This window comes from Micrococcus sp. KRD012 (assembly GCF_017168555.1).
Classification (GTDB): Bacteria; Actinomycetota; Actinomycetes; order Actinomycetales; family Micrococcaceae; genus Micrococcus; species Micrococcus luteus.
Genome location: NZ_JABFBB010000011.1, coordinates 17,801 through 31,302 on the forward strand (window position 1 = coordinate 17,801; position 13,502 = coordinate 31,302).

The 13,502-nt window shown below is 71.3% G+C and carries 14 protein-coding genes and 2 pseudogenes; 10 read left to right on the top strand and 6 right to left on the bottom strand.

What is annotated here, in order from left to right:
* Window positions 1–56: 56 nt before the first annotated feature.
* Both J1M37_RS05895 and J1M37_RS05900 read left to right on the top strand, forming a co-directional pair.
* On the top strand, window positions 57–680 hold the full coding sequence (locus J1M37_RS05895; RefSeq protein ID WP_241250898.1) for a DinB family protein: 624 nt from the start codon (window positions 57–59) through the stop codon (window positions 678–680).
* Between the two features lie 10 nt (window positions 681–690).
* On the top strand, window positions 691–3,222 hold the full coding sequence (locus tag J1M37_RS05900) for an HAD-IC family P-type ATPase (RefSeq protein ID WP_206452313.1): 2,532 nt from the start codon (window positions 691–693) through the stop codon (window positions 3,220–3,222).
* 6 nt (window positions 3,223–3,228) lie between these two features.
* On the opposite strand, the gene J1M37_RS05905 is transcribed toward J1M37_RS05900, so the two are convergent.
* Window positions 3,229–3,990, bottom strand: a complete 762-nt coding sequence (locus J1M37_RS05905; RefSeq protein WP_206452314.1) for a hypothetical protein — start codon at window positions 3,988–3,990, stop codon at window positions 3,229–3,231.
* Between the two features lie 151 nt (window positions 3,991–4,141).
* Between J1M37_RS05905 and J1M37_RS05910 the strand changes: the two genes are divergently transcribed.
* Entirely contained in the window at window positions 4,142–4,594 is a 453-nt protein-coding gene (locus J1M37_RS05910) for an acyl-CoA thioesterase (protein ID WP_206452315.1), read from the top strand.
* A gap of 39 nt (window positions 4,595–4,633) precedes the next feature.
* Here J1M37_RS05910 and J1M37_RS05915 read toward each other — a convergent pair whose 3' ends face one another.
* The 3 genes from J1M37_RS05915 to J1M37_RS05925 are packed head-to-tail and all read right to left on the bottom strand — an operon-like array spanning window position 4,634 to window position 6,692.
* On the bottom strand, window positions 4,634–5,269 hold the full coding sequence (locus J1M37_RS05915) for an energy-coupling factor transporter transmembrane component T family protein (protein ID WP_206452316.1): 636 nt from the start codon (window positions 5,267–5,269) through the stop codon (window positions 4,634–4,636).
* The gene (locus J1M37_RS05920) at window positions 5,269–6,030 is read right to left on the bottom strand and encodes an energy-coupling factor ABC transporter ATP-binding protein (protein ID WP_049147549.1); all 762 of its coding nucleotides are present in this window, start codon (window positions 6,028–6,030) and stop codon (window positions 5,269–5,271) included. The genes J1M37_RS05915 and J1M37_RS05920 overlap by 1 nt, the downstream gene beginning before the upstream one ends.
* On the bottom strand, window positions 6,027–6,692 hold the full coding sequence (locus tag J1M37_RS05925; protein ID WP_044658727.1) for a biotin transporter BioY: 666 nt from the start codon (window positions 6,690–6,692) through the stop codon (window positions 6,027–6,029). The genes J1M37_RS05920 and J1M37_RS05925 overlap by 4 nt, the downstream gene beginning before the upstream one ends.
* Before the next feature lie 299 nt (window positions 6,693–6,991).
* Here J1M37_RS05925 and J1M37_RS05930 point away from each other — a divergent pair.
* Window positions 6,992–7,123, top strand: a pseudogene (locus tag J1M37_RS05930) (DJ-1/PfpI family protein); the annotation flags it as partial.
* A gap of 237 nt (window positions 7,124–7,360) precedes the next feature.
* Window positions 7,361–8,185 carry an aldo/keto reductase gene (locus tag J1M37_RS05935; RefSeq protein ID WP_233437106.1) on the top strand — a complete coding sequence of 275 codons (825 nt, stop codon included), beginning with the start codon at window positions 7,361–7,363 and terminating at the stop codon, window positions 8,183–8,185.
* A gap of 121 nt (window positions 8,186–8,306) precedes the next feature.
* Here the strand turns inward: J1M37_RS05935 and J1M37_RS05940 are convergent.
* Both J1M37_RS05940 and J1M37_RS05945 read right to left on the bottom strand, forming a co-directional pair.
* Window positions 8,307–8,540, bottom strand: a pseudogene (locus tag J1M37_RS05940) (ISL3 family transposase); the annotation flags it as partial.
* Window positions 8,541–8,624: 84 nt separating this feature from the next.
* A complete protein-coding gene (locus J1M37_RS05945) occupies window positions 8,625–8,990 on the bottom strand; it encodes an ArsR/SmtB family transcription factor (protein WP_049148029.1) in 366 nt (121 codons plus the stop codon).
* 81 nt (window positions 8,991–9,071) lie between these two features.
* On the opposite strand from J1M37_RS05945, the gene arsB reads away from it, so the two are divergent.
* The 5 genes from arsB (at window position 9,072) to J1M37_RS05970 (ending at window position 13,038) form a co-directional block, all read left to right on the top strand.
* Window positions 9,072–10,163, top strand: coding sequence for an ACR3 family arsenite efflux transporter (arsB, locus tag J1M37_RS05950; protein ID WP_029248292.1), 1,092 nt, complete (start codon window positions 9,072–9,074; stop codon window positions 10,161–10,163).
* Window positions 10,164–10,186: 23 nt separating this feature from the next.
* Window positions 10,187–10,615: an arsenate-mycothiol transferase ArsC gene (locus tag J1M37_RS05955; protein WP_002855764.1), complete on the top strand. Its 429-nt coding sequence runs from the start codon at window positions 10,187–10,189 to the stop codon at window positions 10,613–10,615.
* A gap of 28 nt (window positions 10,616–10,643) precedes the next feature.
* Window positions 10,644–11,981 carry an FAD-dependent oxidoreductase gene (locus J1M37_RS05960; RefSeq protein ID WP_206452317.1) on the top strand — a complete coding sequence of 446 codons (1,338 nt, stop codon included), beginning with the start codon at window positions 10,644–10,646 and terminating at the stop codon, window positions 11,979–11,981.
* A gap of 98 nt (window positions 11,982–12,079) precedes the next feature.
* Window positions 12,080–12,439 (top strand): Cd(II)/Pb(II)-sensing metalloregulatory transcriptional regulator CmtR, encoded by a 360-nt coding sequence (cmtR, locus tag J1M37_RS05965; RefSeq protein WP_010080053.1) that lies wholly within the window; start codon window positions 12,080–12,082, stop codon window positions 12,437–12,439.
* The gene (locus J1M37_RS05970) at window positions 12,436–13,038 is read left to right on the top strand and encodes a cadmium resistance transporter (protein WP_036341590.1); all 603 of its coding nucleotides are present in this window, start codon (window positions 12,436–12,438) and stop codon (window positions 13,036–13,038) included. The genes cmtR and J1M37_RS05970 overlap by 4 nt, the downstream gene beginning before the upstream one ends.
* Window positions 13,039–13,502 lie beyond the last annotated feature (464 nt).

A 13,502-nucleotide genomic window follows, 5' to 3' on the forward strand; every position in this document is an offset into this window, starting at 1 on the left:
CCCCCGAACGCGCCGTTTCCCGAACGACAACGCGGGTGGGGCGTAGCCTGGCCGCCATGACCACCGTGTTCTACGACGACCAGGGCCGCCCCGAGCCGCCCTTCGCCGCGGGCGAGGCCGCCACCCTGCTGGGCTTCCTCGACTTCCTGCGCGCCACGATCGAGTGGAAGACGGCGGACCTGGACACGGCCGCGCTGCACCGCCGGCTGCCGGGCCACCCGTCCGCGATGACGCTCGGCGGCCTGCTCAAGCACCTCGCGTTCGTCGAGTTCTGGTGGTTCGAGGCCGTCGCCCTCGGCGAGCCCACCTCGGCGCCCTGGGTGGGAGCGGACTTCGACGCCGACCCCGACTGGGACTGGCACAGCGCGGCGCAGGACTCCGCGGCGGACCTGCGCGCCCTCTGGCAGGGCCAGGTGGAGCGCTCCCGGCAGATCGTGGTGGACCTGCTCGCGGCGGACGGCGACGACGGCGACGCGGCCCTGGCCCGCGCCCACCGGATCCGGGAGGGGCGGGACCCGGTCTCGCTGCGGTGGATCCTCACCCACATGATCGAGGAGTACGGCCGCCACGCCGGCCACGCCGACCTGCTGCGCGAGGGGATCGACGGCCAGGCCGGCGCGGGGCCGGGCATCCGACGTGGGGATGAACCCGGGTGCGACCGCCCCGCGCCGGCTGGGTAGATTCTGTGCCATGGCCTCCCCCTCCCCTGCGTCCGCGCACCCGTCCGCCCCCGAGAGCGGGACGGGCCTGGGGTTCACCGGCGCGGCGGGGATCACCGGGCTCACCGCCGCCGAGGTCGCCGAGCGGGAGGCCGCGGGCCTGGTCAACGTGCAGTCGCGGGACACGTCCCGCTCGCTGGGTCAGATCCTGCGCGTGCACGTGTTCACGCTGTTCAACCTGGCGATCGCGCTGTGCGCCGTCGTCGTGATCCTGATGGGCCGCTGGCTGGACCTGCTGTTCTCGCTGGCGGCCGTGGCCAACGTGGTGATCGGCGTGGTCCAGGAGTACTCGGCCAAGCGGAAGCTGGACCGGATCGCGCTGCTGCACCAGGACGACGTCGTCGTCATCCGGGACGGGGCGCGCGTGCCCCTGCCGATGGCGCAGATCGTGCGGGACGACGTCGTGGTGCTGCGCCGCGGCGACCAGGTGCCCGTGGACGGCGAGGTCCTCGTCTCGGACGGCCTGGACATGGACGAGGCGCTGCTCACCGGGGAGAACGACCCCGTGCCCAAGACCCCCGGGGACGCCGTGCTCTCGGGCTCGGCCGTCGTGGCCGGCGCGGGCCTGGTGCGCGCGACGGCGGTGGGCTCGGCCTCGCACGCGGCCCGGCTCAGCGCCGAGGCCCGCCGCTACTCCGCCATCCACTCGGAGCTGCGCGGCGCCCTGGAGAAGGTGGCCCGCTGGCTGACGATCGCCCTGGTGCCGATCATCGCGGTGATCGTGCACGGCCAGATGACGGCGGTCGGCGGCTGGTCCCTCGCCCTCTCCCAGCCGCGCGAGGCCGCCCTGGAGCCCGCGCTGATCGCGTCCGTGGCGGCGGTGACCAGCATGATCCCGCAGGGCCTGGCGCTGATGACGACCATCGCGTTCGCCGTGTCCGCGCTCAAGCTGGCCCAGCAGGAGGTCCTCATCCAGGAGCAGCCCGCCGTGGAGGTCCTGGCCCGCGTGGACACCGTCTGCCTGGACAAGACCGGCACCCTCACCGAGGGCGGCGTCCGGTTCGACCGGCTCACCCCGCCCGCCTCGGCGGACGCGTCCCCGGACGCCCACGACGACGGCGCCCCGGCCGAGGTCGGCGACGGGGCTCGGGCCGTGCTCGCCTGGTTCGGCGCGGACCCGGACGTGAACCCCACCGCGGCGGCCCTGCGCGAGCCCTTCACGGCCGTCCCGGCGGTGGACCCCGCGGCCCAGGTGGCGTTCTCCTCCGCGCGCCGGTGGTCGGCGGTCGCGTTCGGCCCGGAGGCCGGGGCCGCGGCCGGCACGTGGCTGCTCGGTGCGCCCGAGGCCCTCGTGGACGAGCGGCTCCTGGGCCCCGACGCCGCCGAGGCCGTCCGCGCCCAGGTCCACGCCGACGCGGACGCCGGCCGCCGCGTGCTGCTGCTGGCCCGCACGGACGAGCCCCTGATCGGGGATGCGTTGCCCGCCGGAGGCGTCCCGGTCGCCGTCGTGACGTTCCGCGAGAACGTGCGCCCGGACGCCGCCGAGACCCTCGACTACTTCCACGCGCAGGGCGTGCGGACCGTGGTGATCTCCGGGGACAGCCCGCGCACCGTGGCCGCCGTGGCGCGCGAGGTGGGTCTCGAGGTGGCGGGCCAGGCCTACGACGGGCGCACCCTGCCGGAGGACCCCGGCGCGCTCGCCGACGTGATGGCCGAGCACGACGTGTTCGGCCGCGTCAGCCCGGACCAGAAGAAGGCGATGGTGCAGGCGCTGCAGTCGCGCGGGCACGTGGTGGCCATGACCGGCGACGGCGTGAACGACGCCCTGGCCCTGAAGACCGCGGACCTGGGCATCGCCATGGGCAACGCGGCCCCGGCCACCAAGGCGGTGTCCCGGATGGTGCTCCTGGACGGGCGCTTCGACCGCCTGCCACGCGTGCTCGGCGAGGGCCGCCAGGTGATCGCCAACATGGAGCGGCTCGCCCACATCTACCTGACGAAGACGACGTACGCGCTGCTGTTCGGCGTGGTGTTCTCCCTGTTCGCGTGGCAGTTCCCGCTGCTGCCACGGCAGGCCTCCACCGTGGACTTCATCATGATCGGCGCACCCACGTTCTTCCTCGCCCTGCTGCCGAACCCGCGCCGCTACGTGCCCGGCTTCCTGGGGCGGGCGCTGCGGTTCGCGATCCCCTCCGGCGCGGTGATCCTGCTGTCCATGGTGACGTTGCAGACGTACGTGCGCCTCACCGCCGGCGACGTCGACCTGCCCCGCCAGCAGGCCGCCTTCATGATCACCCTGACCCTGCTGGGCCTGTGGGTGCTCAGCGTGATGTCCCGGCCGCTGAGCGCGCGCGTGGTGGTCCTCATCCTGGCGATGTACGCGGTGCTGGCCGCCGTCGTGCTGGTGCCGGCCTCCCGCTGGTACCACCAGATGGAGGTCCCGCCCACGGACGTGCTCGTGGCCGCGCTGGTGATCGCGGCGCTCGGGTGCGGACTGATCGAAATCATCCACCAGGTGCACCGCCGCCACGTGGCGCGGGTGCTGGCCGCCGCGGGGGCCTGAGACCCCTCAGCGGCGGGCCCGGCGCACCGCCGCCCGGTAGCCGCACCACTCCGACACCAGCACGACGACGGCGACCAACAGGTACGCGACGTCCCACGCGCCGAGCCGCTCCCCGGCCACCACGCCCGGGAGACGGGTGGCCAGGATGAGCAGCACGAGCGCGGTGACCGCCCAGGCCCGCCGGCGCGGCGCGATGACCAGGTCCTTCTGGACGCCCGCGGCGTACGCCTCCGGGGAGCCGAGCTCCTCGGCCAGCGGACGCCCGGCCGCGGCCCCGCGTGCCTGTGCGTCACGGACGATCTCGGCCACCCGCGCGTCGGGCAGGTCCTTGCGCAGCCGCAGGACGCCGGCGAGGCGGCGGGCCCAGGCGTCGTCGTCGAGGGCGGCGGGGGGCTCCCCCACGGGCCGGCGGGCCGCCGGGAGCAGCCGGTGCGCGAGCCAGGCGAGGCCCGCGCAGACCGGGGCGACGGCGAGCAGCCAGAACGTGCTCCCGGTGAACAGGTGCGTCTGCGCGTTCACCTCCACAAGCCACCAGGCGAGCACCAGCACGAAGGCCAGGAGGGCGCCGCCGGCCACCAGCGTGGCGGCCAGCCGCGGGACGCGGACGAGGAGCCGCTCCCAGAGGACCATCACCGCCACCCCGGCCACGCCCATGAGCACCGGGGCCAGCAGCAGCCCCCACGTGTAGTCGGTGGTGAGCCCGTCCCGGAGCAGCCAGACCAGGCAGAACAGGACGGCGATGCCGGCGGCGACCGTGAAGCCGACCACCGGCACATCGCGCCAGGTCAGGTCATCGGTCGGGTCCCTCCTGTGTGCTCCGTTGCGGATCCCTTCCGGCGACCCTACGGCCCGGTCGAGCACGTCTGCGCATCGGGCGCCCTCCCTCGTGCCGGCGTCGCCGTCGCTCTACCGTGGAGCCATGGACTCCACGCTCTTCACCCGTTCGGCCGACCGCGCCGCCCACGACGACGTCAACTTCCGCACCCGCAAGTGGGTCAAGCCGGAGGACCTCAACGCGAACAACACCCTCTTCGGCGGCTCGCTGCTGCGCTGGGTCGACGAGGAGGCGGCCATCTACGCGACCCTGCAGCTGGGCAACCCGCGGTGCGTGACGAAGCTGATCTCGGAGATCAACTTCCTGGCCTCGGCGAAGCAGGGCGACATGATCGAGATGGGCCTGCGCGCCACCGAGTTCGGGCGCACGTCCCTGACCATGCGGGCGAAGGTGCGGAACATCGTGACCGGCGAGATGATCCTGACCATCGACAAGATCGTGTTCGTGTCCCTGGGCGAGGACGGCAGGCCCGTGCCCCACGGCTTCACCGAGATCACCTACGACCGCGACCGTCTGCCCCTGGACAACCCCCTCTGAGCCGGCCCGCCGCCCCACGCGGTCCGGGGGCGGGCGGCTCTAGTCGATGCCGCGGGCGGCCAGGGCGTCCCCGACGTCGTCCGCGTGCTTGAAGCTGAGCACCAGCAGCGGCAGCGCCCAGGCCCACGGCGCCATCCGCACCCCGCGGGCGGCCTGCGCATGCCGGATCTGCTCGGCCAGCGCGCGCAGGTGGCCGATCGAGGAGAGCACCAGGCCCATCGCCAGGCCCACGCGGTCGGCGCGGAACCCCGCCCGCGCCAGGCGCGGCCCCGCCCACGGGATCCGCTCGACCGGCCGCAGCACCGCCTCGGCCACCCCGGTCATGTCCGCGATCCGGGTGGTGCGCGTCAGCACCTGCGCGGTGAGCACGAGCCCGAGCACGCGCGCCACCATGAGTCCGGCGGCGAACGCGTCGGTGAAGATCCACTGCGCCGCGAACAGGACCACGTAGAAGAGCCACAGAGCGCGCAGGTCGGAGGCGATCATCGCCGCCCCACGCCGCAGCCCGAAGCCCACGAGATACGCGGTCACGGCACCCACGACGGCGGCGCCGGCCGTCCACCGGGACAGCGGCAGCAGGGTCAGGGCCAGCACCCACACCGCGAACAGGCCCGTCTTGAGGCCGGCGCGGGCGCGGTGCAGGGGCGAGTCGCCGTGGATGTACAGGGAGAGCATCAGCGCAGCTCCGCCGCCACGGCGTGGTCCAGGAAGCGCTCGTACGCCTCGACCACGTCCTCGGCCGGGCCGGTCCGCTCCACACGGCCGCCGTGGATCCACACGGCCTCGTCGCACGCACGGGCCAGCTCGAGGTCGTGGGTCACCAGCAGCAGCTGGAACCCGTCCGGGGCGGAGGGGTCTGCGGCCAGCAGCCGGTCGGCCACGATCCGCCGGTGCCGGCCGTCCAGCAGGGAGGTCGGTTCGTCGGCGATCACCAGGGACGGCCCGGCGGTCATCACCGAGCACATGGCCAGCCGCTGCGCCTGCCCCGAGGACAGGGACAGGCACGCCCGGTCCGCGAGCGCGGTGAGCCGGTGCTCCTGAAGCGCCGCGGCCACGCGCGCGGCGACGTCGTCCTGGGTCAGGCGGCGGCCGGCGTCGTCCCTGAGCGACTTCACGGTCAGCTCCACGTCCTCCCGGACGGTGGGCATGACCATCTGTGCGGCCGGGTTCGCGAACACGAAGCCGACGGTGCGGCGCAGCGCCTTCACGTCCCGGACGGCGTCCACCCCGTGCACGCTCACCTCCCCGGCGACGACGTCGGCCAGTCCGGCGATCGCGCGGGCCAGCGTGGACTTGCCGGAGCCGTTCTCCCCGATCACCGCCACGCGCGGGGCCGTGAGGGTGAGGTCCACGCCGTCGAGGAGCACGACGACGCCCTCGGGGCCGTCGGCCTCGACGCGGACGCCCGTGAGGGTGACGGAACGGTCCGGGCTCATCGGAAGGCGCGGGGGTAGGCCTTCCACAGGCCGACGATGAGGATGACGGCCACGACGAGCTTGATCAGGTCACCGGGCACGAACGGGGCCATGGAGAGGACGGCGGCGCCGAACTCCATCCCGGCGATCCCGACGAAGCCGAGCACGCCGAAGAAGTAGACCATCACGACGCCGCCGATCAGCCCGGCGACGGCCGCGCCGAGCGCGACCCGTCCGGCGCCGAGGCCGGGGCGGGCCCGGGAGGTGAGGGCCCAGAAGATCAGGCCGACGATCAGCGCGGACGGGATCCAGCCGAGGATGAAGCCGGCCGTCGGGCCGGCGAACACGCCCAGGCCGCCGCGGCCGCCGCTGAGCAGCGGCAGGCCGAGCGCCACGAGGCCGGCGAACAGCGCCATCGAGGCGGCCCCGCGCCACGGGCCGAGGATCACACCGGCCAGGATCACGGCGATGTTCTGCAGCACGATCGGGGCGGGCACACCGGCGACGGCGATCGGCGGCACCAGACCGAGGACGGCCATCAACGCGGTCATGACGGCGATGCGCGCGAGGCTGCCGCCGGCGGAACCGCGACGGGGGCGGCCGGCGTCGGTGGGGCGGTCCGCCGTCGTGGTGGCCGCGGGGCGGACGTGGCCGTCGTGGGACGAGGGCACGGAAGTGCTCATGGAGGGACTCCTGGTGCGGAAGCGAGTGCGAGGGGGCGCTCAGCCGAGGCGCGGGGCGCATGGCGAGTGCCCGACGAGTTGAACAGTGTTCAGGAGTCTACTGCAGGGGCGGAGGTGTGGGCGGCCGGGGTGCGTTCCCGGGGCGACACCGAGGCAGCGGTCGGCTTGGGCGTTGTGCTGACCGGCGATCAGCAGGAACGAGGTCTGCGGCCCGCCGAGCATCTCGCGGACCGCGGCCAGTACTGGCGAGCGGGGGCGTAAGGCGGGGTGGCCGGGCAGTCCGGGCAGGGCCATGACGTCTCGTGACCGGCCGGGCCCTGACCTCATTCCCCAGCATCCGCACCGACCTGCGCAACGCCGGCGTGAACGTGGTGGACCAAGAGGCCGCCCGAGACGGGAACCTGGCCACCAGCCGCTCACCCGATGACCTCTGCCTTCTGTTCCGCCGTGGTGGTACCGTCCAGCCCACCGGCGCCGGAAACCGCTCCTGAGCAGCCCGGTACGCCACATGGCACAGGCGGGGCTGACTACCGGCTCGACACCCGGCACCTCGGTACCCGCAACCCTCCTATAAGCCAGCACCGGCCGGGGACGCGCCGGCCCTTCGAGGATCTCAGCCCACGTCCCACCTCAGGACAACCAGAAGGAAGTGATCGCGGATGCGACGGATGACGCTGCCGAGCGGGGAGTCCATCCCTGTGCTGGGCCAGGGCACCTGGGGCTGGGGTGAGGACCCCGGCCGCCGCGGCGACGAGGTCGCCGCGCTGCACGCCGGCCTCGAGCTGGGCATGACGCTGGTCGACACCGCCGAGATGTACGCCGACGGCGGCGCGGAGGAGGTGGTCGGTGAAGCATTGGCGGGTCGCCGCGACGAGGCGTTCGTGGTCAGCAAGGTCCTGCCGTCCCACGCCTCCCGTTCCGGCACGATCGCGGCCTGCGAACGCAGCCTGAAACGCCTGGGCACCGATCGGATCGACCTCTACCTGCTGCACTGGCAGGGCCGGTACCCGCTGGAGGACACCGTCGCGGCCTTCCACCAGCTCGTCGAGGACGGGAAAATCCGATACTGGGGCGTCAGCAACTTCGACCACCGGGCCCTCGCCGAGCTGCAGGACGTGCCGGGCAGCAGCGGGCTGGCCACGGATCAGGTGCTGTACAACCTGTCGCGGCGAGGACCGGAGTACGACCTCCTGCCGTGGTGCGCCGACCACCAGCTGCCGGTCATGGCGTACTCGCCGATCGAGCAGGGCCGCATCCTTGACGACACGACGCTGAACGACGTCGCGGCCCGTCACAGCGTCAGCCCCGCGGCGGCGGCCCTTGCCTGGGTGCTGCGCCGCGACTCGCTCTGCACGATCCCCAAGGCGAGCAGCCCGCAGCACGTGCGCGACAACGCCACAGCACTGGACGTGCAGCTGACCCGCGAAGACCTGGATGCTCTGGACCGTGCGTTTCCGCCCCCGAGCGGACCGCGACCACTGGAAATGCTGTGACCCTGCCCCAGCGCGCAGCCCGGTCGGTCCGGGCGGTCCGGGCAGTCCGGGCAGCGCTCCGGTCAGCGCAAGTCTCCGAAGGACCTGCCTGTCACCTCCTCCTGAACCTGTGCACGCCAACCATCGACTCCTTTCCTCGAGCCCTGTCGGGTTCGCGGTAGGCGCTGATCATCCGCTGGCAGGTCCCCCAAGTGGCCTCGAGCCGGGCCCTCTGCTTGTCGGTGAGCAACCCGGTTCCGGCGTGCAGGGTTCGACGGGCGGAGTAGAGCGGGTCGCCCGTGCGGCCGCGGTGGCCATGCAGGTCCTGCTGGACCCGGCGGTGGCAGCGGACCAACGCGTCGCCGGCTAACCGGACTGCGAGCGACCGGCGTTGTGGACGCAGACGACCTGGACACTGGGCCGTGCGGTCAGGAGGATCTCCAAAGTCGGCGGCGGGGGTTCAGGCGATGTCGAGGAAGGAACGGAGCTCGGCGAAGGCCGACGGCACGACGGAGTAGTGCGCCCAGCGGCCCTTCTGCTCGCGCGTGAGCAGGCCAGCGTCGACGAGCTTCTTCATGTGGTGACTCACGGTCGGCTGGCTGATGCCCAGCGGCTCGGTGAGATCACAGGCGCAGACCGAATTGCAGCCCTGAGCAGCGACATGGGACAGAAGCCGGAGACGGGTCGGGTCGGAAAGCGCCTTGAGCAAGGACGCGATCCTCTCGGCCTCGACGCTGTCGACGGGCCCCGCTGAGAGCCTGCAGCACTCCTCAGGGCCGTTCATCGTCTCGAGCCCGGCAGTTGTGATCGCGGTCGTCGTGGACATGTCCCCACCTTACATTGACAGTCATCGATGTGAAGCATAGCGTTCGCATCGATATCAGTCGATGGAAGGTGTCGAAGCCCGATGAGTACGACCACCAAGGATGTGGAGCAGCCCCGCGTGATGAAGGAGATGTCCTTCCTCGATCGCTGGCTCCCGGTGTGGATCCTGGCCGCCATGGCAGTGGGTCTCCTGCTGGGACGGTTCATCCCCGGCCTGAACACCGCGCTGGAGGCGGTGAAGATCGGATCCGTGTCCCTGCCCATTGCGATCGGACTGTTGGTGATGATGTACCCGGTCCTGGCGAAGGTCCGCTACGACGAGACCCGGCGCATCGGCGCGGACCGACGCCTGCTGGTGACCTCGCTGGTGCTGAACTGGATCGTCGGCCCGGCACTCATGTTCGCCCTGGCCTGGATCTTCCTGGCCGACCTTCCAGAGTACCGCACCGGCCTGATCATCGTCGGACTCGCACGCTGCATCGCGATGGTCCTCATCTGGAACGACCTCGCCTGCGGTGACCGAGAAGCAGCCGCGGTGCTGGTCGCGATCAACTCCGTCTTCCAGGTGATCGCCTTCGGTGCCCTGGGCTGGTTCTACCTCCAGGCGCTGCCATCCTGGCTGGGGCTGCCGACCACGTCGGCCGAGTTCTCGATCGGCGCGATCGTCCTCAGCGTGCTGATCTTCCTCGGGATCCCGCTGGTCGCAGGGTTCCTGACCCGCATCCTCGGTGAGCGAGCCAAGGGTCGGACCTGGTACGAGGAGCGGTTCCTCCCGAAGATCGGCTCCTGGGCGCTGTACGGGCTGCTGTTCACCATCGTGCTGCTGTTCGCCCTCCAGGGCGACGCGATCATCTCCGCACCGGGGGACGTGGCCCGCATCGCCCTGCCGCTGCTGGTCTACTTCGTCGTCATGTTCCTGGGGTCCTTCCTGCTCGGCCGCGCGATCGGCCTCGACTACGCGAAGTCCACGACCGTCGCGTTCACGGCCTCGGGCAACAACTTCGAGCTCGCCATCGCCGTCGCCATCGGCACCTTCGGAGTCACCTCCGGCCAGGCCCTCGCCGGCGTCGTCGGCCCGCTGATCGAAGTCCCCGTCCTCGTCGCCCTCGTCTACGTCGCCCTCGCTATGGGGCGGCGCCTGTTCCCCGGCGACACCACCGCCCCCACCCGATGACCCCACAGAAGGATCCCCTCGCCATGACCACGAAGCGCCCTTCAGTCCTGTTCGTCTGCGTGAAGAACGGCGGCAAGTCCCAGATGGCCGCCGCCCTCATGCGCCATCACGCCGGGGATGAGGTCGACGTGCATTCCGCCGGCACCCGCCCGGGCACCGCCATCAACGCCCAGTCCGCGGAGGCGATCGCCGAGGTCGGCGCGGACATGTCCTCCGCCGTCCCGCAGCCGGTCACCCCCGAGCTGCTGCGAAGCGTCGACCACGTGATCGTCATCGGCGACGAAGCCGTCATCAAACCCGTCGAGGGCATGACCGCGCCGGTCACGACCTGGCACACCGATGAGCCCTCTCAGCGCGGCATCGAAGGGATGGAGCGGATGCGCTTGGTCCGCGACGACATCGACACCCACGTCCGCAAGCTCCTGACCGACCTCACCGGCACCGCGAACTGACCGCCCCGCAGCAAGGAGACTCATCATCTTGACCACCGCAACGAACTCACATCCCATTGTCGTCATCGGCGCTGGCCCCATCGGCCTTGCCGCCGCCGCCCACCTCTCTGAGCGCGGCCTGCCGTTCCTGATCCTCGAGGCCGGGACCGCGGCAGGAGCCGCGATCGCCGAGTGGGGGCACACGCGGCTCTTCTCGCCGTGGCAGCACAACCTCGACGCCGCCGCACAGCGTCTCCTCGAAGCTGCCGGCTGGACCGCACCCGACGCCGACGTTCTCCCGACCGGTCACGAACTGCGCGAGCATTACCTCGAACCGCTCGCGCAGCTTCCCCAGCTCGCCGAGTCGATCCGCTACGGGGCGCGGGTCACCGCCGTCTCCCGCGCCGGCATCGACAAGACCCGCACCGCACGCCGCGAGGAGACCCCCTTCCTCGTCCGGATCCAGACCACCGACGGGCACAGCGAAGACGTGCTCGCCTCCGCGGTCATCGACGCCTCCGGCACCTGGTCCACGCCCAACCCCCTCGGACAGGCCGGGCTCCTTGCTCCCGGCGAGCAGCAGGCCCGCGCCGCGGGCCACATCACCGCGCCGCTGCCTGACGTGCAGGGCCGCGACCGTGACCGCTTCGCCGGCAAGCGAGTCATGGTGACCGGTGCCGGCCACTCAGCCGCCAATACCCTGCTGGACCTCGCGGACCTGGAGGCCGACACCACCATCATGTGGGCCGTTCGCACCGCAGACCTCACCCGCGTCTACGGGGGCGGCGACCAGGACGAACTCGCAGCCCGAGGAGCGCTCGGCTCGCGACTGCGCCAGCTGGTCGACTCCGGACGCATCGCGGTCCTCACCTCCTTCACCATCACTCGCTTCAGAGCCGACGACACGTTGACCGTCCACGCTGTGACCCCGGACGGGGAGCGAGAAGTGAGCGTCGATGTGCTGGTGCCCGCCACCGGGTTCCGCCCTGATCTCGGAATGCTCTCCGAACTCCGCCTGGCCCTGGACCCGGCCGTCGAAGCACCGTCCCAGCTGGAGCCGCTGATCGATCCCGAGTTCCACTCCTGCGGATCCGTCGAACCTCACGGTGAGCGAGTCCTCGCCCACCCGGAGACGAACTTCTACATCGTGGGGATGAAGAGCTACGGCCGCGCCCCCACCTTCCTCATGGCCACCGGCTACGAACAGGTCCGCTCCATCGCAGCAGCCCTGGCCGGCGACCGCAAAGCAGCCGACGCAGTCCACCTCGAACTACCCGAGACCGGCGTATGCACCACCGACCTCGGCGGCGGCTGCGACGCCCCAGCCACAGCCGGCGACGCCTGCTGCAGCAGCCCGCAACTGATCGAGCTCCCCGTCGGCCGATGAGCAAACAGCGGGACGGCACGACGTTCTGTGCCGCCCCGCTGGGGTATAGCTTTACGAGGCGACACTGTAAGTTCAGCTCATACTGTATAGTTCAGTGAATGCTGACTATCGCCTCTCGTGTTGATGTGATGAACCGGTTGGGCCGAGCGATGGCCGACCCCACCCGGTCGCGGATCCTGATGACCTTGCTGGAACGGCCGGCGTACCCGGCCGAACTAGCGCGAGACTTGGGGCTGACCCGGTCGAACGTGTCGAACCACCTGGCGTGCTTGCGGGACTGCGGGATCGCGGTCGCCGTGGCCGAGGGCCGCCAGACCCGATACGAGATCGCCGATGCACACCTGGCGCGGGCGCTGACTGCTCTGGTCGAGGTCACCCTCGCGGTGGATGAGAGTGCTCCGTGCATCGATCCCGCCTGCTCGCTTCCCGGATGCGACGCAGCTGGGGAGGGCGCATGAGCCTCACCTCGGTCTTGCAGGCGATGGGCCTGTTCGCAGCGACCAACATCGACGACATCATCGTGCTCTCCCTCTTCTTCGCGCGAGGGGCAGGCCAGCGCGGCACTACCGCCCGCATTCTGGCCGGCCAGTACCTCGGATTCGCCGGCATCCTCGGTGCCGCGGTCCTGGTGACCATCGGCGCCGGAGCATTCCTGCCCCCGGCAGCCATCCCGTACTTCGGCCTCATCCCTCTGGGCCTCGGCCTCTGGGCCGCATGGCAGGCCTGGCGCGGAGACGATGACGACGATGACGACGAGGCCAAGGTTGCCGGCAAGAAGGTCGGCGTGTGGACAGTCGCAGGCGTCACCCTTGCCAACGGCGGCGACAACATCGGCGTCTACACCCCTGTCTTCCTCAGCGTGGAACCTCTCGCAGTAGTCGCCTACTGCATCGTCTTCCTCGCGCTCGTCGCGGTCCTGGTGGCCCTGGCAAAGTTCGTCGCCACCCGCCCCCCGATCGCCGAAGTGCTCGAACGCTGGGAGAACATCCTCTTCCCCATCGTTCTCATCGGCCTCGGCATCGTGATCCTCGTCAGCGGCGGAGCCTTCGGACTCTGACGTAGCGGCAGCGATCCAAACGGCCCCGACCGGGCGCACCCCTCTCGGTTCAGACCGCGACACCTACCTGCAGCCAGTCCTGCGTGATCGCGGCAACAAGACCGCCACGGAGCGCTGCAAAAACCCCGCCACCAAGCGAACGAAGCCACAGGGCAGGGCGTGTAAAGGGGTATACCCGCGTGGACGTGGGTCAAGAACACTCCGTGCGACCACGCAGCCCTGTCCGAAGCGCCCGCATCCCCTCAAGAATGGCGAGGCACATTCTCGCCACGGCGCTTGCCAGGTAGATGCGGACCCGTACAGGGACAGACGACACGGGCCCGCCTGCCGGAGCAGACGGGCCCGTGCACTCCCTCATCGGGAAGGTCGGGTCACTCGCGGTGCAGCGTGTCCTGCACCGTGCCCGCCAGCTTCTCGACGCGGTTGGGCACCTCCGTGGTCCCGTAGAAACGGGAGTCCGGGTG

Bases quoted from the DNA above. Each gene is read 5' to 3' on its own strand.
- J1M37_RS05895 (WP_241250898.1), top strand. From the start codon at position 57: ATGACCACCGTGTTCTACGACGACCAGGGCCGCCCCGAGCCGCCCTTC.
- J1M37_RS05900 (WP_206452313.1), top strand. From the start codon at position 691: ATGGCCTCCCCCTCCCCTGCGTCCGCGCACCCGTCCGCCCCCGAGAGC.
- J1M37_RS05910 (WP_206452315.1), top strand. From the start codon at position 4,142: ATGGACTCCACGCTCTTCACCCGTTCGGCCGACCGCGCCGCCCACGAC.
- J1M37_RS05915 (WP_206452316.1), bottom strand. From the start codon at position 5,269: ATGCTCTCCCTGTACATCCACGGCGACTCGCCCCTGCACCGCGCCCGC.
- J1M37_RS05920 (WP_049147549.1), bottom strand. From the start codon at position 6,030: ATGAGCCCGGACCGTTCCGTCACCCTCACGGGCGTCCGCGTCGAGGCC.
- J1M37_RS05925 (WP_044658727.1), bottom strand. From the start codon at position 6,692: ATGAGCACTTCCGTGCCCTCGTCCCACGACGGCCACGTCCGCCCCGCG.
- J1M37_RS05935 (WP_233437106.1), top strand. From the start codon at position 7,361: ATGACGCTGCCGAGCGGGGAGTCCATCCCTGTGCTGGGCCAGGGCACC.
- J1M37_RS05945 (WP_049148029.1), bottom strand. From the start codon at position 8,990: ATGTCCACGACGACCGCGATCACAACTGCCGGGCTCGAGACGATGAAC.
- arsB (WP_029248292.1), top strand. From the start codon at position 9,072: ATGAGTACGACCACCAAGGATGTGGAGCAGCCCCGCGTGATGAAGGAG.
- J1M37_RS05955 (WP_002855764.1), top strand. From the start codon at position 10,187: ATGACCACGAAGCGCCCTTCAGTCCTGTTCGTCTGCGTGAAGAACGGC.
- cmtR (WP_010080053.1), top strand. From the start codon at position 12,080: ATGCTGACTATCGCCTCTCGTGTTGATGTGATGAACCGGTTGGGCCGA.
- J1M37_RS05970 (WP_036341590.1), top strand. From the start codon at position 12,436: ATGAGCCTCACCTCGGTCTTGCAGGCGATGGGCCTGTTCGCAGCGACC.